The organism is Hoeflea sp., assembly GCF_984452065.1.
Window position 1 is genome coordinate 14813 of the sequence record NZ_CFHWAF010000018.1, and the last position, 17879, is coordinate 32691.

16 protein-coding genes are annotated in these 17879 nt (G+C 60.0%); 11 read left to right on the forward strand and 5 right to left on the reverse strand.

Features of this window, described 5'->3' with window-relative positions; genetic code table 11:
- Positions 1-8: 8 nt before the first annotated feature.
- From nuoN to AC5E6N_RS05540, 5 genes are read left to right on the forward strand one after another with little or no spacing between them, the layout of a single operon-like run.
- On the forward strand, positions 9-1460 hold the full coding sequence (nuoN, locus tag AC5E6N_RS05520; RefSeq protein WP_491746880.1) for an NADH-quinone oxidoreductase subunit NuoN: 1452 nt from the start codon (positions 9-11) through the stop codon (positions 1458-1460).
- A 4-nt stretch (positions 1461-1464) separates the two neighbouring features.
- Positions 1465-2232 (forward strand): biotin--[acetyl-CoA-carboxylase] ligase, encoded by a 768-nt coding sequence (locus AC5E6N_RS05525; RefSeq protein ID WP_491746881.1) that lies wholly within the window; start codon positions 1465-1467, stop codon positions 2230-2232.
- A 5-nt stretch (positions 2233-2237) separates the two neighbouring features.
- Positions 2238-3905, forward strand: a complete 1668-nt coding sequence (locus AC5E6N_RS05530; RefSeq protein ID WP_491746882.1) for a ribonuclease J — start codon at positions 2238-2240, stop codon at positions 3903-3905.
- 24 nt (positions 3906-3929) lie between these two features.
- Positions 3930-4334 carry a methylmalonyl-CoA epimerase gene (mce, locus tag AC5E6N_RS05535; protein ID WP_491746883.1) on the forward strand — a complete coding sequence of 135 codons (405 nt, stop codon included), beginning with the start codon at positions 3930-3932 and terminating at the stop codon, positions 4332-4334.
- A 5-nt stretch (positions 4335-4339) separates the two neighbouring features.
- Positions 4340-4615: a DUF1467 family protein gene (locus AC5E6N_RS05540; RefSeq protein WP_491690244.1), complete on the forward strand. Its 276-nt coding sequence runs from the start codon at positions 4340-4342 to the stop codon at positions 4613-4615.
- On the opposite strand, the gene AC5E6N_RS05545 is transcribed toward AC5E6N_RS05540, so the two are convergent.
- Entirely contained in the window at positions 4612-5064 is a 453-nt protein-coding gene (locus AC5E6N_RS05545) for a GNAT family N-acetyltransferase (protein WP_491746884.1), read from the reverse strand. The two genes, AC5E6N_RS05540 and AC5E6N_RS05545, sit on opposite strands and share 4 nt — an antisense overlap.
- Positions 5065-5571: 507 nt before the next feature.
- On the opposite strand from AC5E6N_RS05545, the gene proS reads away from it, so the two are divergent.
- The 4 genes from proS to dnaE all read left to right on the forward strand — a co-directional run bounded on the left by proS (position 5572) and on the right by dnaE (position 12977).
- Positions 5572-6900: a proline--tRNA ligase gene (gene proS / locus AC5E6N_RS05550; RefSeq protein WP_491746885.1), complete on the forward strand. Its 1329-nt coding sequence runs from the start codon at positions 5572-5574 to the stop codon at positions 6898-6900.
- A 5-nt stretch (positions 6901-6905) separates the two neighbouring features.
- Positions 6906-8219 (forward strand): lipoprotein-releasing ABC transporter permease subunit, encoded by a 1314-nt coding sequence (locus AC5E6N_RS05555; RefSeq protein WP_491746886.1) that lies wholly within the window; start codon positions 6906-6908, stop codon positions 8217-8219.
- A gap of 9 nt (positions 8220-8228) precedes the next feature.
- Positions 8229-8912 carry an ABC transporter ATP-binding protein gene (locus AC5E6N_RS05560; RefSeq protein WP_491690248.1) on the forward strand — a complete coding sequence of 228 codons (684 nt, stop codon included), beginning with the start codon at positions 8229-8231 and terminating at the stop codon, positions 8910-8912.
- 573 nt (positions 8913-9485) lie between these two features.
- The gene (gene dnaE / locus AC5E6N_RS05565; RefSeq protein ID WP_491746887.1) at positions 9486-12977 is read left to right on the forward strand and encodes a DNA polymerase III subunit alpha; all 3492 of its coding nucleotides are present in this window, start codon (positions 9486-9488) and stop codon (positions 12975-12977) included.
- 13 nt (positions 12978-12990) lie between these two features.
- On the opposite strand, the gene AC5E6N_RS05570 is transcribed toward dnaE, so the two are convergent.
- From AC5E6N_RS05570 to AC5E6N_RS05580, 3 genes are all read right to left on the reverse strand, one after another.
- Positions 12991-14340 (reverse strand): DNA polymerase IV, encoded by a 1350-nt coding sequence (locus tag AC5E6N_RS05570; protein WP_491746888.1) that lies wholly within the window; start codon positions 14338-14340, stop codon positions 12991-12993.
- A gap of 61 nt (positions 14341-14401) precedes the next feature.
- Positions 14402-15052 (reverse strand): hypothetical protein, encoded by a 651-nt coding sequence (locus tag AC5E6N_RS05575; RefSeq protein ID WP_491746889.1) that lies wholly within the window; start codon positions 15050-15052, stop codon positions 14402-14404.
- Positions 15049-15309 carry a DUF3572 domain-containing protein gene (locus tag AC5E6N_RS05580; protein WP_491746890.1) on the reverse strand — a complete coding sequence of 87 codons (261 nt, stop codon included), beginning with the start codon at positions 15307-15309 and terminating at the stop codon, positions 15049-15051. Before AC5E6N_RS05580 ends, AC5E6N_RS05575 begins: the two co-directional genes overlap by 4 nt.
- A 168-nt stretch (positions 15310-15477) precedes the next feature.
- On the opposite strand from AC5E6N_RS05580, the gene AC5E6N_RS05585 reads away from it, so the two are divergent.
- Together AC5E6N_RS05585 and AC5E6N_RS05590 are read left to right on the forward strand one after the other, a co-directional pair.
- Complete coding sequence (locus AC5E6N_RS05585) at positions 15478-15849, forward strand: response regulator (RefSeq protein ID WP_491690253.1); 372 nt, start codon at positions 15478-15480, stop codon at positions 15847-15849.
- 20 nt (positions 15850-15869) lie between these two features.
- Positions 15870-17240: a PleD family two-component system response regulator gene (locus AC5E6N_RS05590; protein WP_491746891.1), complete on the forward strand. Its 1371-nt coding sequence runs from the start codon at positions 15870-15872 to the stop codon at positions 17238-17240.
- Between the two features lie 408 nt (positions 17241-17648).
- Here the strand turns inward: AC5E6N_RS05590 and rpmG are convergent, their stop codons facing one another.
- Positions 17649-17816: a 50S ribosomal protein L33 gene (rpmG, locus tag AC5E6N_RS05595; protein ID WP_267989714.1), complete on the reverse strand. Its 168-nt coding sequence runs from the start codon at positions 17814-17816 to the stop codon at positions 17649-17651.
- Positions 17817-17879 lie beyond the last annotated feature (63 nt).

Consider the following 17879-nt stretch of genomic DNA (forward strand, 5'->3'; position numbering starts at 1 on the left):
CCCGCGACATGACGCCTGAACTCCTCGTAGCAAGCCTGCAGCTGACCATTCCGGAACTGATGCTTGCCGTCGGTTCGATGGCGCTGCTGATGATCGGGGTCTTTTCCGGCAACCGTTCCTCGACCATGGTGACCGGGCTTGCGGTGGCCCTGCTGATCATTTCGGGACTGTGGCTGGTGCTCGTTTCGGACGAAGGCCTGGCCTTTGGCGGTTCGTTCATCCAGGATCCGTTTGCCCGTTTCATGAAAGTGCTGACCCTGATCGGGTCCATCACCGCGATGGTGATGGCCGTCGGCCATGCGCAGGAGGAGCAGATCGACCGGTTCGAGTTCCCGGTCCTTATCGTGCTTGCGACACTCGGCATGATGATGATGATCTCGGCCAACGACCTGATTGCGCTCTATCTCGGCATCGAACTGCAGTCGCTGGCGCTTTACGTGATTGCCGCGATCAACCGCGACAGCGCCCGTTCGACGGAGGCGGGGCTGAAATATTTTGTTCTCGGTGCGCTGTCATCGGGCATGCTGCTTTACGGCGCGTCGCTGATTTACGGCTTCACCGGACATATCGGATTTGAAGAGATCGCCGAAACCCTGGCGAGCGGCGATCGCTCGCTCGGCGTCATCTTCGGCCTCGTCTTCCTGCTTGCCGGTATTGCCTTCAAGATATCGGCGGTGCCCTTCCACATGTGGACGCCGGACGTCTATGAGGGCGCACCGACGCCGGTCACGGCTTTCTTTGCCGCCGCGCCCAAGATCGCCGCCATGGCCATGCTCGTGCGCATTGTGATCGAAGCCTTCGAACCGGTTGCGCCGGACTGGCAGCAGATCATCGTCTTTGTCGCGATTGCCTCCATGGTGCTTGGGGCCTTCGCCGCGATCGGTCAGCGCAATATCAAGCGGCTGATGGCCTATTCGTCCATCGGACATATGGGATACGCGCTTGTCGGGCTGGCGGCCGGATCCCAGGTCGGCGTGCGCGGCGTCGCGATCTACATGCTGATCTACATGGTGACGACCCTTGGAACCTTCGCCTGCATCCTCGCCATGCGGCGAAAGGAAGAGGGCAATGTCGAGCAGATCGACGACCTGTCGGGGCTGGCTTCGACGAATCCCCTGATGGCAACGCTGCTCACCGTTTTCATGTTCTCCCTTGCCGGAATTCCGCCGCTGGCCGGGTTCTTCGCCAAGTATTTCGTTTTCCTCGCGGCGATCGAATCCGGGCTCTACGCGCTGGCGGTTATCGGTGTCCTGGCCTCGGTCGTGGGCGCCTATTACTACCTGCGGGTCGTCAAGATCATGTGGTTCGACGAAGCAGGCGGCAGTTTTGTTCCCGTTTCCGGCGAATTGCGGCTGGTCATGAGCGTGTCGGGTCTGTTCGTGCTCGGCTATGTCCTGGTCGGCGGGCCGATCGGACAGGCCGCCGGCGTTGCGGCCAAGACGCTGTTTATCGCCGGGTGACCGATTGAACGGCCCGGCTTTGGAATTCAGGCATATCGCGCTCGGGGACGTCGACTCGACAAATCTGGAATGTCTGCGCCGCGCGCGTGAGGGCGATCAGGGCGGCTTGTGGGTCACGGCCAACCGGCAAATCAAGGGCCGCGCGCGACGCGGCCGCGGATGGGTTTCCGAGCCCGGCAACCTCTATTCCTCTCTTCTGCTGATCGACCCCGCCGAACCCGCCGCGCTTGCCAGCCTTCCGCTCGCCGTCGCGGTCGCCGTGCACGGGGCTGTCCGGAGGGTTTTGCCGCAAGGCGCGGCAAAACCGACGATCAAGTGGCCGAACGATGTTCTGATAGGCGGCGCGAAGGTATCCGGCATCCTCCTGGAAGGCGAGAGTCTCGCCAATGGACACAGGGCGGTGGTGATTGGCTGCGGCATCAATGTGCAACACGCGCCGCAGGGCGTTATATACCCGACAACGACCCTTCAGGCGCAAGGCGCCGCCGCTTCGGCCGAAGAGCTTTTTGCAAGGCTTTACCAGTCGATGGGTGAAACGCTTGCGGCCTGGAACCGCGGGCGCGGCATCTCGTCCATAAGACAGGCTTGGCTTGAGAATGCCGAAGGGTTAGGAAAGACGATCACGGTCAACCTGCCTGCGGAGTCCATTACGGGCACATTCAGGGACATTGATCAGTCCGGTTGCCTGGTGCTTGTCGACAAGGACAAACGGATCAAAACGATTGCGGCCGGAGATGTGTTCTTCGGTCAGTCGAACTCAAACGCGCTGTAGATAACATGTCATCCAAGGACGAACTCGTATTCCTGCCGCTCGGCGGCGTCGGCGAAATCGGCATGAACCTGGCGCTCTACGGCTTCGGGCCGAAGGGGCGGCGCGAATGGCTGATGGTGGATTGCGGCGTCACATTTCCCGGGCCGGAACTGCCGGGTGTCGATCTTGTACTGCCCGATATCCGCTATATCGAAGACGAGAAAATCGACCTCAAGGCCATCGTCATCACCCATGCGCATGAGGATCATTACGGCGCGCTCGCCGAGCTCTGGCCCTATCTTGGCGCGCCGGTCCATGTGACGCCGTTCACGGCCGGAATGCTGGAAGCCAAGCGGGCCTATGAGGGTGACGTGGAGGCCGTTCCCGTCACGATATTCAACGCCGGCGACACGTTTCACGTCGGGCCGTTTTCCATTGAAGCGATTGCGGTCAGCCATTCCATCCCGGAACCGGTTTCGCTCGTCATCTCGACACCGGCGGGCCGTGTTATCCATACGGGAGACTGGAAGGTCGATGAAGCGCCGTCCCTCGGGCCGCTTGCCGACGAGGAGCGGTTCCGGGCCGTGGGCGACGAGGGCGTTCTGGCGCTTGTCTGCGATTCAACCAATTCTCTGCGTGACGGCGTATCGCCGTCGGAAGAGGATGTCGGGCGCAGCCTTCAAAGCATCATCAGCGCCGCGCGGGGCCGGGTCGCCATAACCACCTTTTCATCGAATGTCGGCCGCATCCGCTCCGTCGCCGAGGCCGCGCGGGATGCGGGCCGGAGGGTCATGCTGCTGGGCAGTTCGATCAAACGCGTGGTCGATGTCGCGACGGATCTCGGCTATATGGACGGGCTTCCACCCTTTGCCGACGAAGACGAGTTCGGCCTGATCGAGCGTGACAAGATCGTTATCATACTGACCGGCAGTCAGGGCGAGGCGCGTGCGGCGCTGGCCAAGATCGCCCGCGATGAAATGCGGCGGGTCATGCTCAATGCCGGCGACACCGTCGTCTTTTCATCACGCACAATTCCGGGCAACGAAAAGCCCATTCTCGATATCAAGAACGCCTTGATCGATCAGGGTATCGATATCGTCACCGATGACGACGCCCTGGTGCATGTCTCCGGTCACCCGAGACGCAACGAACTGCGGCAGATGTATGAATGGACGCGTCCGCAGATCGTCGTTCCGGTCCACGGGGAGGCGGCGCATCTCGTCGGGCAGGCGCAGTTTGCCGGTGAGTGCGGCATCGGGACCGTTCCGCCCGTGCGCAATGGCGATGTGCTTCGTCTCGCGCCTGGACCTGCCGAAATCATCGATGAAGTGCCGCACGGGCGGATTTTCAAGGACGGCGATCTGATCGGCGACTTCGATGAGATGGGGATTGGTGAGCGGCGCAAGCTGTCCTATGTCGGACATATCGCCGTGAATGTGATCCTCAGCGGCAAATATGAGATTATCGGCAATCCTTCCGTGAAACCCAACGGTTTGCCCGAGGCCGATGAAAACGGCGACCTGCTCTCTGACCGGCTTGAGGAGGCGGCGGTCAGTGCGGTTGAGAGTATCCCGCGGGTTCGCAGGCGCGATCTCGATGTGGTGCGTGAATCCGTGCGTCGCGCCGTTCGGGCGGCGGCGCGGGACATCTGGGGCAAGAAGCCGGTCATGACCGTCTTTGTCACAAAGGTATAGGACGATGGATGGGAGGCAGTCAGAATGATCGGCAGGTTGAACCATGTGGCGATTGCCGTTCCGGACCTTGAAAAGGCGGCAACCGTTTATCGCTCTGCGTTGGGAGCGGCGGTCTCCGAGGCACAGGCGCTGCCCGAGCACGGCGTCACCGTCGTGTTCGTCGAGCTCGACAACACCAAGGTCGAACTGCTTGAACCGCTCGGCGACAATTCGCCGATTGCGTCCTACCTGGAAAAAAACCCGGCCGGCGGCATGCATCATATCTGCTATGAGGTGCCCGACATCATTGCCGCGCGTGACCGTCTGACGACCGGCGGCGCGCGAATTCTCGGCGACGGCGAACCGAAGATCGGTGCGCACGGAAAGCCTGTCCTGTTCCTGCATCCCAAGGATTTTTGCGGAACGCTCGTCGAACTGGAGCAGATCTGAAAAAGATGGCCATTCTGAACGCGATCGCAATCTATTTCATAATCTGGTGGATCACGCTTTTCGCGGTGCTGCCGATCGGTGTGCGCACCCAGGCCGACGAGCGCGATGTGACACTGGGGACAACCGAAAGCGCGCCGTTGCGATTGCGGATGCGCAGGAAGCTCCTCATGACGAGCATTGTCGCGGCGATCATATTCGCCGTCTATTTCATAGTGACCGAAGCGATCGGCTTCTCGGTCGATTCCATTCCGCGCATCGTGCCCGATTTCTCTGAGCGCTAGCGCTTCATGACGGGTTTTTCAAAGTAGACACGATCGAAACCCGCCTCGGTTTTCCTGCCGGTTTCCCGGTATCCCAATGCCGGATAAAGCGCCATGTTCGCCGTCATCTTCTCATGGGTGAAAAGGCGGACGGCCCTGACGCCCGCGTCCGCGGCCCGCGCCTCGACGAAATCGATCAATTGCCGGCCGTAGCCATGACCATGATGCGCCGGGTCGACGGCGACACTCCAAAGAAGCATGCAGTCGTCCTGCGGGTAGAAGACAACATGCCCCCGCGGATCCGGATCGCAGATGAGATACACGTTTTCCCTGGCTACGAGCTCGGCATAATCGGCGATCATGGGTTTTGGCTCGCGGCCAATCACCTCGATGTAGGGCTGGTAGGCCGCACGCGCGCACTCCACAACAGATGCCACGTCGGATGGGAGGGCGCAGCGGAATTCAGCCATATTGCAATACCTCTTTTGAAATCAAACCGTTGGATGTGTGCAATGAGCCAATTGCTTGGCGGTTGAGTGTCACAATACTGATCCGGCAGTATTTTCCGCAGATCATCTTCTTCTTCTGACAGCAAAAAAAAACAAGGCACGGAGCCTTGTATTTTAAGTATCGCGTCGATCATTCGCCGACTACTCGGCGGCTGCAGGTCAACCCGCGCCCTAGATCCATCCTCCCAAGACTTTGACCGCGAAACGGACCGGGATCATTTGTCCCTGCCTCATTGGAGGTGAAAACTAGCCCATTGTTTCCTTGCTGTCACCTGAAAAGTGACATTTTTATCGCGGTCGAGATTTTTTTTTGATCTACATTCAAAATAGACCTCGCCGCCGGCGGAAGCACTCATTCGCAAACGCGGCGGGTTTCCTTCTATTCGCCGAGCCGCTAATACAACTATCGTCTTACCGCTATTTCGCCTGATTCCCCGGTCAGGCGGATTTCCTGACCCGGATTTAGAGATGCGCCTGTCCCGCTTTTTCCTGCCCATTCTCAAAGAGAACCCCAAAGAGGCCGAGATCGTTTCGCACCGGCTGATGCTGCGCGCCGGAATGATCCGTCAGCAATCGGCCGGGATTTATTCGTGGCTGCCGCTTGGCAAGAGGGTGCTTGAAAAGGTCAACGACATTGTGCGTGACGAGCAGAACCGGGCCGGCGCCATTGAAATCCTCATGCCGACGATCCAGTCCGCGGAGCTGTGGCAGGAAAGCGGGCGGTATGACGACTACGGACGCGAGATGCTGCGCATTTCGGACCGTCAGGACCGGCCGATGCTTTACGGCCCCACCAATGAAGAGATGGTGACGGATATCTTCCGCGGCTATGTGCGCTCCTACAAGGACCTGCCGCTCAATCTCTATCATATCCAGCTCAAGTTCCGCGACGAGATCCGGCCGCGCTTCGGCACCATGCGTTCGCGCGAATTCCTCATGAAGGATGCCTATTCCTTCGACATCGATCAGGATGCGGCGCGTCATGCCTATAACCGGATGTTCGTCGCCTATCTGCGGACTTTCGCGCGCATGGGCCTTTCCGCGGTCCCGATGCGCGCGGACACCGGGCCGATCGGCGGAGATCTCAGTCATGAGTTCATTATCCTCGCCGATACCGGAGAATCGGAGGTTTTCTGTCACCGGGACTATCTCGGCTTCGAGGTGCCTGGCGAAGACACCGATTTTGACGATGTCTCCGGGCTGCAGGAGATTGTCGACAAGTGGACGTCGCTTTACGCTGCGACATCCGAAATGCATGATGAAGCGGAGTTCGCAAAGGTCGAGGACGGTGCGCGATTGTCGGCCCGGGGCATCGAGGTCGGTCATATCTTCTATTTCGGGACAAAATACTCCGAACCGATGGGCGCCAGGGTCATGGGCCCGGACGGAAAGGAACATCCGGTCCACATGGGGTCCTACGGTATCGGTCCGACGCGTCTGGTGCCCGCGATCATCGAGGCGTCGCATGACGAGGCGGGCATCATCTGGCCCGAGAACGTCGCGCCGTTCGATCTCTCGATCATCAACATGAAGGCCGGAGACGAGGCCTGCGAGGCGGCAGGCAACCGGCTCTACGGCGAACTGGCGCGGGCAGGCCGCGATGTGCTCTACGATGACCGCGATGAACGGGCAGGCGCGAAATTCGCGACAGCCGATCTGATCGGCGTTCCGTGGCAAATCGTCGTCGGTCCGCGGTCAATCGCAAACGGCGAGGTCGAGGTCAAAGACAGGCGGACCGGAGACCGGGAAAACCTTTCTGTGGAAGCGGCGATCAACCGCTTCTCTTCCGGCGGCTGACAAGGATGAGCGGCGACATAGCACAGACGGCACAAGCAACGGCAAAAAGCGCCGGCAAACCGGCGTCGGGGCCGTTTTGCGCCTACGAACGCATGATCGCCTGGCGTTATCTCCGATCGCGCCGCCGCGAGGCCTTTATCTCGGTCATCGCCGGTTTCTCGTTCCTGGGTATCATGCTGGGCGTGGCAACGCTGATCATCGTCATGGCGGTGATGAACGGTTTCCGCGGCGAACTGATCGACCGCATTCTCGGCGTCAACGGCCATATCACGGTTCAGCCCATTGACGAGCCTTTCAACGACTACAATACGCTGGCGCAGAAGCTTGCCGCCGTCGATGGCGTGCGTGCCGCCATTCCGATGATTGACGGTCAGGCGCTGGTGACGGGTTACCGCGATGCGGGAACCGGCGCGCTGGTCAGGGGCATCCGCGCCGATGACCTGACAAAGCTGGGCGGCGTGGCGGACAATATCCTGTCCGGAGACCTCGTCGGTTTCGCGGCGGGCGAGGGGTTGCTTGTCGGCTCGCGTCTGGCATCGAACCTTGGCCTTGGCGTCGGCGATACGATCAAGCTCATATCCCCGGAAGGCGACGTGACGCTCTTGGGCGTGACGCCGCGCATCAAGTCCTATCCCGTCACCGGCATCTTCGAGATCGGCATGTCGGAATACGATGCATCGATGATCTTCATGCCGCTCGAGGAGTCGCAGCTTTATTTCAATTCGGACGGGCTGGTGCAGTCGATCGAATTGTTCATCGATGATCCGGACAGGGTGGACGAGGTCCGGCCGCTTCTGGAGGCCGCCGCCGGACGGCAGGTCTATATCAGCGACTGGCGGCAGCAGAACCGAACGTTCTTTTCCGCGCTCGAGGTCGAGCGCAATGTGATGTTCATGATTTTGACCCTGATCGTGCTGGTTGCCGCGCTCAACATCATCTCCGGCCTGATCATGCTGGTGAAGGACAAGGGGCACGATATCGCCATCCTTCGCACGATGGGTGCCACGTCGGGCGCGATCCTGCGGATATTCTTCATGACCGGAGCCGCCATCGGCGTGACGGGGACCGTGGCGGGTTTTGTTCTCGGCGTTATTGTCTGCTGGAACATTGAATCGATCCGGCAGTTCTTCTCGTGGCTTTCCGGTACGACCATCTTCGATCCCGAGCTTTATTTTCTCAGCCAGTTGCCGGCGGATATGAATGCGGGCGAGACCGTGGCGGTGCTGATCATGGCGCTCGTGCTTTCATTCCTGGCAACCTTGTTTCCTGCCTGGCGCGCCTCGCGGCTCGATCCGGTCGAGGCACTGCGGTACGAGTAGGATGTACGAATGAGCGGCGATGCGGTCCTTCGGATTGAGGGCGTTGAGAAAAACTACGAGCAGGGCGGCAATATCCTGTCGATCCTGCAGGGGGCGGATTTCAGCCTGAACCGGGGCGAGACGGTCGCTCTCGTCGCGCCGTCGGGCGCCGGCAAATCGACCCTTCTGCATGTCGCCGGGCTGCTGGAACATCCGACCGCGGGCGAAGTCTACGTGGCGGGAAGGGCTTCAAGCGGGCTGGGGGACGACGCGCGAACGGCCATGCGCCGTTCCGACATCGGCTTTGTCTATCAGTTCCACCATCTGTTGCCGGAATTTACAGCGCTTGAAAATGTCATGATGCCCCAGATGATCGCGGGGCTTTCCCACAAGGATGCATCCGACCGGGCACGTCAGCTGCTCGACTATATGCGGATCGGCCACCGCGCGGATCACCGGCCGGCGGAACTGTCCGGCGGCGAGCAGCAAAGGGTCGCGATCGCGCGGTCCGTGTCCAATGCGCCGCTGATCCTCCTGGCAGACGAGCCGACGGGCAATCTCGACCCGGTGACGGCGGGCTATGTGTTCGAAGCCCTCAATGCGCTGGTGCGCCAGTCGGGTCTTGCCGCGCTCATCGCGACCCACAATCACGATATCGCTGCGATGATGGACCGGCGTGTGACGCTGCAGGAAGGCAGGGTCGTTGAATCCTGAGCGTGCGGCTGGGCGGTACGGTGTGACATTCTCCTTAAAAACCGGAATGCGCTTTGCTCTAACGTCACGGCGGTTGTCCGGGCGCGTGTTTACCTGTCCTTAATCACGATGCACTATTCGCTTGACTACGGAACAAGAAAAGAACAAAATACAAACATAGGCGGAATAAGGAGGAACATATGTTCGATTTTGCCAAAGACTGTGCTGCTTTTGCCTCCATGCTGATGTTTGTGACCAGCCTGACAATCGTATTCATGTCGCTCTGACGGGAGCGACTTTGACGCGGCCGAAAATCTGCTGCGCCATCCGCCGGTACACCCGGTCCACACCATGAATGAGAAGGCCTGCCGCCGGTCCCCAGAAGGCCGAACCTATGCCGAAGGCCGAAAGGCCCGAGGCGGTGACGGCGAATGTGGCACAGCGCCAGCGCCCGTCCGGGCGGTCGTTTTACACGGTTCGGGATCGGCTTTTGTGTGGATTGAGGCGTTCCTTGCGGTATGCGATTGCGATTGCTGCTAGATTGTCCTTTGGGCAGGAATCGGCTCGATGACAGCGATACTGAGGCGGCAAGCTATGGACGGCAAAGAACAAGAGGCGCATTCGAATGGTGCGAGGGGCCCCGGCTTCGTGCATCTGCGGGTCCATTCGGCCTATTCGCTTCTTGAGGGGGCCCTGCCTCTCAAGACCATCATCTCAAAGGCCGTTCAGGACCGCCAGCCGGCGCTCGGCATAAGCGACAGCAACAACCTCTTTGGCGCATTGGAGTTCTCCGTCAAGGCCGCCGAGCAGGGGCTCCAACCCATATTGGGCTGCAAGCTCGACATCGATATGGAGGACGAGGAGGCCGGGGGGCGCAGTCAGCGTGACCGTCTGGCGGAGCGGCCATCGATCATTCTGATCGCCATGAACGCGGCCGGCTATACCGGGCTCGTCGAACTGGTCAGCCGGGCCTATCTGGAGGGCTCAGGCACCGATACCGCGCATATTGCCCTGTCCTGGCTTTCACAGGCCGGCACGGACGGCCTTGTGTGTTTGACCGGCGGCACGGATGGCCCGGTGGACAGTGCTGTTTCAAACGAGGCGGGCGCGCAGGCGGCGGAACGTCTCGACCGGCTGAAGGCGCTTTTCGGCGACCGGCTTTACATGGAACTCCAGCGGCCGACCGGTTTCGATCGCGCGCATGAAAACCGCATGCTCGCGCTGGCCTATGACGGATCGGTTCCGATTGTCGCAACCAACGAGGCCTTCTTCCCGTCGCCCGGCGATTTTGACGCCCATGACGCGCTGATGGCGGTCGCACACAATGCCGTGGTTTCCGACGACAGCCGCTTCCGGCTGACGCCCGACCACTATTTGAAGACCCGCGGCGAAATGCAGGCCCTCTTTGCGGACCTTCCCGAGGCGCTCGACAACTCGGTCGAGATCGCGCGGCGCTGTTCCCATATTCTCGACACGCGCGCGCCCATCCTGCCGAGGTTTACCGGCGTTTCCGATGACGCGGAGGAAGCCGAGCGCGCCGAGGCGGCCGAGCTGCGCAGTCAGGCCGAGGAAGGGCTGGACCAGCGGCTGGAGGAGCTCGGTTGCGCGCAAGGCTTCGAGGAGAGCGACTATCGCGAGCGGCTGGATGTGGAACTCGGCATCATCGAGCGCATGCGCTTTCCGGGCTACTTCCTGATCGTTGCCGACTTCATCAAATGGGCGAAAGCACATGACATTCCGGTCGGTCCGGGCCGCGGTTCGGGTGCCGGCTCGCTGGTTGCCTATGCGCTGACGGTGACCGATGTCGATCCGCTGCGCTTCTCGCTGCTGTTCGAGCGGTTTCTTAATCCGGAGCGCGTGTCGATGCCGGATTTCGATATCGATTTCTGCCAGGACCGGCGCGACGAGGTGATCCGCTACGTGCAGGAGAAATACGGCCGCGAGCAGGTCGCGCAGATCATCACGTTCGGATCGCTGCAGGCCCGCGCGGCGCTGCGCGATGTCGGGCGCGTGCTTGAAATGCCCTACGGGCAGGTGGACCGGATCTGCAAACTGGTCCCGAACAATCCGGCCAATCCGACGCCGCTGCACAAGGCGATCGAGGAGGAGCCGAAACTGAGGGAGGAGGCCGACAAGGAGCCGGTTGTGGCGCAACTCCTCGATATCGCCCAGAAGATCGAGGGTCTCTACCGCCACGCGTCCACCCATGCGGCGGGGATCGTGATCGGCGACCGGCCGCTGTCAAAGCTCGTCCCGATGTATCGCGATCCGCGTTCCGACATGCCGGTGACCCAGTTCAACATGAAGTGGGTGGAGCAGGCGGGGCTGGTGAAGTTCGACTTCCTCGGCCTGAAGACATTGACCGTCCTGCAAACGGCGGTGGATTTCATTCAGGAGCGCGGCATCGAGATCAATCTCGGTGCCTTGCCGCTGGATGACCAGGAAACCTACAACATGCTCGCACGGGGCGAGACGGTCGGCGTCTTCCAGGTGGAAAGCGCCGGCATGCGCAAGGCGCTGATCGGCATGCGGCCGGACCGTATTGAAGACATCATTGCGCTGGTCGCCCTTTACCGGCCGGGTCCGATGGAAAACATCCCGGTCTACAATGCCCGCAAGCATGGTGAGGAGGAGGTGGCCGGGATCCATCCGAAGATCGATTATCTGCTCGAAGAGACCCAGGGCGTGATCGTCTATCAGGAACAGGTGATGCAGATCGCGCAGGTGCTGTCCGGCTATTCGCTCGGCGAGGCCGACATGCTGCGCCGCGCGATGGGCAAGAAGATCAAGGAGGAGATGGACAAGCAGCGCAGCCGCTTCGTCAGCGGAGCGGTGGAAAACGGCGTCACCAAACCCCAGGCCGACCTGATCTTCGATCTGCTGGCGAAATTCGCCAATTACGGCTTCAACAAGTCGCATGCGGCTGCCTACGGCATCGTTTCCTATCAGACCGCATATCTGAAGGCGCATTATCCGGTTGAGTTCCTGGCCGCGTCGATGACGCTCGACATGTCGAACACCGATAAGATCAACGATTTCAGACAGGATGCCTCGCGGCTTGGCATCGACGTCGTGCCTCCGTCGGTGCAGACCTCGCACAGGATATTCAAGACCGGGGAGAACCGGATTTACTACTCGCTCGCCGCGATCAAGGGTGTCGGCGAGGCGGCTGTGGATCACATTGTCGAGGTGCGCGGCGAGAGACCGTTCGACAGTATCGAGGATTTTTTCCTGCGGGTCGATCCGAAGCTCATCAACCGCCGGGCGCTCGAGCACCTGATCTGCGCCGGCGCCTTTGACTGTTTCGGGCGCGACCGGGCTGAACTGGTGGGCGGCATCGACCGGCTTCTGGGGTTCAGCCAGCGGGCGATGGAGAACCGCATCAGCGGACAGTCCGATATGTTCGGCAGCGGCGCGGCAACGGGGCCGGAAACGATCCGGTTCAACGGCGCTACCCCTTGGGTTCCTTCGGAAAAGCTCCATCGTGAATACCAGTCGCTGGGGTTTTACCTGTCCGCGCATCCGCTCGACACCTACGCGCAGTTGCTTGAGAAGATGCGGGTGCAGACCTTTGCCGAATTTGCCAATGCGGTGCGCCAGGGGGCAACAGCCGGCCGGCTTGCCGGAACCGTCACATCGAAGCAGGAGCGCAAGACGCGGACCGGCAACAAGATGGGCATCATCGTCTTTTCCGATGCGTCCGGCCAATATGAGGCGGTTCTGTTTTCAGAGGGGCTTGCGCAGTATCGTGACCTGCTGGAGCCGGGCAAGTCGCTGGTGATAACCGTCGACGCCGAGGAGCGGCCGGAAGGGATCAGCCTGCGCATCCAGACGGTGCAATCGCTGGAGGAACGCGCGGTTCAGACGCAGAAGGCGCTGCGGATTTTCGTGCGCGACAGCGCATCTGTCCAGCAGATCGCCGGCCATCTGAACACCAAGGGTGACGGGCAGGTCTCATTCGTGGTGATCAAGGATGACGGGCGCAGGGAAGTGGAAGTGGAACTGTCGCAGCGTTACCGCATCTCGCCGCAAATCGCCTCCGCTCTCAAGACAGCCAGGGGCATTGTCGACGTAGAGCTGGTCTGACGGTCTGAGCGGCTCAGGTCGGTTCCGTGTCGGTCCCGTCGGGATCGGCGGCGTCCCTGTCGCGTTGCGGACGGGCGCTCGCGTGCCGTCCGAAAGTATACCCGGTCTCAACGGCGTTGCGTCCGAACCGGTCGCGAACCTGGTCGATCGCGCGTTCGGCGACCGCTCTTTTGGTTGCGCTGGTGTCCACCAGATCGGGCGGGTCGGCGAAATCGGCATTTGTCAGATCCGAGACACCGACGCCGAGCAGCCGGTATTTTGTGCCGTCGAGTTCGCGCTCAAGCAGGCTCAGTGCGGTATGGAAGATACGGTCGGCCAGGCATGTCGGGTCTTCGAGCCGGCGGTTACGCGTGCGGATCTTGAAGTCGGCGCTTTTGAGTTTCAGAACGACCGTATGGCCGGCGATTTCGCTCTTCTTCAGTCTTCGCGCGACCCTTTCCGACAGGGACCGCAAGACTGCCGCCAACGTCTCCCGATCGGCGTGATCGCTGTTGAAGGTGGTCTCGGCCGAGACGCTTTTGGCGCTGTCGCGGGTGTGGACCTCACGGGCGTCCTGACCGCGCGACAGGCGATGGAGCCGTTGACCGATAACGCCGTAGCGGCGCATCAGGTCGCTCTCCTCCATCTGCTGGAGCTGGCCGATCATGGTAATGCCGTCCCGTTCCAGGGTTGCGGCGAAGGCCTTGCCGACGCCCCAGATGGTGGTGACCGGCATGGTCTTTAGAAACCCGATTGCCTCGGCCTCGCCGATAACGGAAAAGCCGCGCGGTTTCTCCAGATCCGACGCGACCTTTGCAAGGAACTTGCAATAGGACAGTCCCACCGACACGGTGATGCCGATTTCGTCCTCCACGCGTTTCGCAAACATTGCCAGCGTGCGGGCAGGCGGGTTGCGGTGAAGCGCTTCGGTCCCGGCAAGTTCGAGAAATGCCTCGTCGATCGAAATCGGCTGCACCAGCGGCGTCAGTTCCTGCATCATCTCGCGGACCTGACGGCCGATGCGGCTGTATTTCTCCATATCGGGCTTGATGACAACGGCCTGGGGGCAGGCTCTCAGGGCCTTGAACATCGGCATCGCCGACCTGACGCCGTGGATGCGGGCGAGATAACAGGCGGTGGACACCACGCCGCGTCTTCCGCCGCCGATAATGACGGGTTTGTCGGCAAGCTCCGGATTGTCGCGCTTTTCGACCGTCGCATAAAACGCGTCGCAATCGATATGGGCGACGGTCAGAGCGTAGAGTTCGGGGTGCTGAAGAACGCGGGGGCTGCCGCATTGGGTGCAGCGGCCTTGCGGAGCGTCCTGATAGGCCAGGCAATCGCGGCAAAAACCGGTATTCGGATCCTGTTTTCTGACCCGCATAACAGCACCATGATGGAACAAAGGTCGAACGCTTAGGGTTTACGCTTCGACCGCGTTGCGATCAAGTGTTCAAATTGCCCAGTACGATCTCTTCGATATGCGGCCAGTCGCTTGCCGAAATGATGTCATCGCCGGGATCGGGCGCCATCGAGCGGAACGTCTCGTTGCTCATATACTGGATCGCGGTTGCGGCGGGCGCGTGCTTTTTGACGGAATGCAGATTGAAGATCATGTCATCGATGAAGATGAGAGGGTGATCGCGGCTGCCGTGAAGCTGGTTGAGAAGCGCTCCCTTATCGCCCTCTGTCGCAATGAGAGGGTATTCGAGGTCGTGACGATCGAGGAGCGAGCGGCGAACGTCATAGTGGCGTGTCGGCATGGCGGTCAAAAAGACGATGTCCGCATGGGCGGCGAGGCTGGAAAGGGCCTTGCCTGAACCGTCGGTCGGCGTTTGCCAGTTGATTTGATCGGCAAAGAAGCCGTCGAGGAGAAGACTGACCGTTTCGCCGGAGGCTTCCCGATGGTGGTCCAGCGTGACGATGTTGCCCGTCAGCCGGAAGGAGCGGGGCAGCAATTCATAACCGTTCGCCTGCAGGAAAGCCGAAAACGGATCGAGAAATTCAAGCGCCACTTCGTCGACATCGCAGACGATGAGCGGCCTTTCGCCCAACCTCACATCTTCATGTCCCAGAGCTTCAGCTTTGCCGGTCATATGCTTGTTTCATATTCTGAATCTCCACCCAGAGCACGCCATGCCGACGCCACCACATCGGGTTCGGCGTCGCGGGCATCGCAGTAGGCCAGCAGTGTGGGTTCGTGCGCCATCACAAAACCGACAACGCCGGCCAGGAAGCCGGGCTCGCCGGCCGCATCGCGCAGATTGTCGATACTGAGGCCGGACACCGCAAGAAAGCGGCTCATCAGGTCCGGATCGGCTGCTATCCACGACAAAATGTCCACCGCCAGCATCTGTGTTTTATCTTCTGTTTCGTATTTGCTTTGATTTGCGTTCACGAAATTTGCTTTTCTTCAACCAAATTGAACTAGTCTTGCCTTCAGGCAATGGGAGACTCGACCTGCGGCAAGCATAATCGCTGCCATCGGTAGGGCAAGTTAGAACGGGGCTGGGTACGGCAAATGCCGAAACGGGTTATGATCGTGGAAGACAACGAGCTGAATATGAAGCTCTTTCGTGATCTCATCGAGGCGTCAGGCTACGAGACGGTCCAGACCCGCAACGGGCTGGAGGCGCTGGAGCTTGCGCGTCAGCACAAGCCCGACCTTATTCTCATGGACATCCAGTTGCCCGAGGTTTCGGGACTGGAAATCACCAAACGGCTGAAGGCCGATGACGAACTGCATTCCATTCCCGTCATCGCGGTCACGGCATTTGCCATGAAGGGCGATGAAGAGCGCATACGGCAGGGTGGGTGTGAGGCTTATATGTCAAAGCCGATATCGGTCCCCAAATTTGTTGAAACCATAAAGAACTATCTGGGCGACGGATAGATCACCGAGGAAAAGACATTATGACTGCCCGCATACTGGTCGTGGATGACATTCCGGCAAATGTGAAACTTCTGGAAGCCCGGCTTCTCGCCGAGTATTTCGATGTTGTTTCGGCCACAAATGGAGAAGAAGCGCTCGCTATCTGTAATGAGGGCAATGTCGATCTCGTGCTTCTCGACATCATGATGCCGGGCATGGATGGTTTCGAAGTCTGCGAAAGGCTCAAATCCAACAGCGCGACCATGCATATACCGGTGGTTATCGTCACGGCGCTGGATCAGCCGTCGGACCGGGTCCGGGGGCTGCGGGCCGGCGCCGACGACTTCCTGACCAAACCGGTGAACGATCTGCAACTGCTTGCCAGAGTCAAGAGCCTGGTGCGTCTCAAGGCGCTGACCGACGAGTTGCGCATTCGTGCTCAGGCGGCTCAGGATATCGGCCTTGAAAATCTGCTCTGCAACAATGCGATGGAGGAAGCCCGGGGCAGGGCGCTTCTGGTCGATGAGCGAAAGAATTCGCAGGACCGTATTGCCCAAATCCTGCGTAAGTCAGCCGACCTGAAAGTCCTCGCCGATCCGCAGGCTGCATTGTTCGACGCGGCGGAGAACGGCTACGAGCTCATATTGGTGAGCACGAATTTCTCCAACTACGATCCGCTGCGCCTGTGCTCGCAATTGCGCTCGCTCGACCGGACACGGTTCATCCCGATCCTGCTTGTCAGCGACCAGGGTGAGGAGGCAATCGTCAACCGGGCGCTCGAACTCGGTGTCAACGACTACATCATCCGGCCGATCGACCCGAATGAGCTGATCGCCAGATGCAACACCCAGTTCCGCCGCAGGCGCTACAATGATTTTCTGCGTTCCAGCGTGCAGCATTCGATCGAACTGGCGGTCACCGATCCGTTGACCGGGCTTTACAACCGCCGTTATCTCGATGCCCACATGCACATACTGGTCGAGCGTTCGGTTGCGCGCGGGCGGGTATTGTCGGTGCTGGCGATCGATCTCGACCGTTTCAAGTCCGTCAACGACACCCATGGGCACGATGTCGGAGATGAGGTGCTGCGTGAGTTTTCGAACCGCGTCCGCAAGGCTATTCGCGGCATCGACCTTGCTTGCCGGCAGGGCGGAGAGGAATTCATCATCGTCCTGCCCGACACGGACGGGCCTGTCGCCGAATCGATCGCGGAAAGACTGCGCCGCGAGATTGCGGAGGTTCCCTTTGTCATCGGGTCGAGCGGATTGGAGTTGTCCATCACCGCATCGGTCGGCGTGGTTTCGCTGTCGAGTGCCGGCGAATCACCTGAAGTCCTTTTAAAACTGGCAGATAACGCCCTGTTCGAGGCCAAGGCGAGGGGCAGAAACCGGGTTGTAGCCACGGCAGCCTGATTGTTGAGCGTTCGCGTCCCGCGGACCTGTCTGTGCGACATCTTGATGACAAATCAGCGCTTTGCGCCACAAAAGTCTGATTCTTAACAAATATCGCAGATTCGAAGTCTTTCGCCGTTTACCATGACGTCAATTGCGTCGGCAAAACGGTTAAGAAATCGTTGATTTTTTTGTTACGATGAGCAAATGTTGTGGATAGGAGCAAGTCCGGACGGATTGCCGTTCTGACTTCCACCTATCGAATCGTCTACCCCATGGTGCTCAGGTCCGCCGCATCTCCTGGGTCGTGGGGTCGGCTGGTCGGCGCTAGGAAATGTGGCCTCCTCGTACCGCAACCTGTGCTGGCCAGCCCCCAATAAAAAAGGCCGCTTCGCAATGAAGCGGCCTTTTTGTTGCATTCGCGATCGGCTATTTGATCTTGGTTTCCTTGAATTCCACGTGCTTCTTGGCAACCGGATCGTATTTTGTCTTGACCATTTTTTCGGTCATGGTGCGGCTGTTCTTCTTGGTGACGTAGAAATAGCCGGTATCTGCAGTCGACTGCAGCTTTATCTTGATTGTCGTGGCTTTTGCCATTTTGTACCTGCCTTGCAAAAACGAAGCCGTGGACGGCCGGAAAGGCTCCACGGCGAAATTCTG

What these genes read in the sequence shown, in the direction of transcription:
- AC5E6N_RS05575 (WP_491746889.1), bottom strand. Translation starts at nt 15,052, where the DNA reads ATGACCGGCAAAGCTGAAGCTCTGGGACATGAAGATGTGAGGTTGGGC.
- AC5E6N_RS05540 (WP_491690244.1), top strand. Translation starts at nt 4,340, where the DNA reads ATGGCCATTCTGAACGCGATCGCAATCTATTTCATAATCTGGTGGATC.
- proS (WP_491746885.1), top strand. Translation starts at nt 5,572, where the DNA reads ATGCGCCTGTCCCGCTTTTTCCTGCCCATTCTCAAAGAGAACCCCAAA.
- dnaE (WP_491746887.1), top strand. Translation starts at nt 9,486, where the DNA reads ATGGACGGCAAAGAACAAGAGGCGCATTCGAATGGTGCGAGGGGCCCC.
- AC5E6N_RS05590 (WP_491746891.1), top strand. Translation starts at nt 15,870, where the DNA reads ATGACTGCCCGCATACTGGTCGTGGATGACATTCCGGCAAATGTGAAA.
- AC5E6N_RS05570 (WP_491746888.1), bottom strand. Translation starts at nt 14,340, where the DNA reads ATGCGGGTCAGAAAACAGGATCCGAATACCGGTTTTTGCCGCGATTGC.
- AC5E6N_RS05585 (WP_491690253.1), top strand. Translation starts at nt 15,478, where the DNA reads ATGCCGAAACGGGTTATGATCGTGGAAGACAACGAGCTGAATATGAAG.
- AC5E6N_RS05580 (WP_491746890.1), bottom strand. Translation starts at nt 15,309, where the DNA reads ATGCTGGCGGTGGACATTTTGTCGTGGATAGCAGCCGATCCGGACCTG.
- nuoN (WP_491746880.1), top strand. Translation starts at nt 9, where the DNA reads ATGACGCCTGAACTCCTCGTAGCAAGCCTGCAGCTGACCATTCCGGAA.
- AC5E6N_RS05545 (WP_491746884.1), bottom strand. Translation starts at nt 5,064, where the DNA reads ATGGCTGAATTCCGCTGCGCCCTCCCATCCGACGTGGCATCTGTTGTG.
- rpmG (WP_267989714.1), bottom strand. Translation starts at nt 17,816, where the DNA reads ATGGCAAAAGCCACGACAATCAAGATAAAGCTGCAGTCGACTGCAGAT.
- AC5E6N_RS05555 (WP_491746886.1), top strand. Translation starts at nt 6,906, where the DNA reads ATGAGCGGCGACATAGCACAGACGGCACAAGCAACGGCAAAAAGCGCC.
- mce (WP_491746883.1), top strand. Translation starts at nt 3,930, where the DNA reads ATGATCGGCAGGTTGAACCATGTGGCGATTGCCGTTCCGGACCTTGAA.
- AC5E6N_RS05530 (WP_491746882.1), top strand. Translation starts at nt 2,238, where the DNA reads ATGTCATCCAAGGACGAACTCGTATTCCTGCCGCTCGGCGGCGTCGGC.
- AC5E6N_RS05560 (WP_491690248.1), top strand. Translation starts at nt 8,229, where the DNA reads ATGAGCGGCGATGCGGTCCTTCGGATTGAGGGCGTTGAGAAAAACTAC.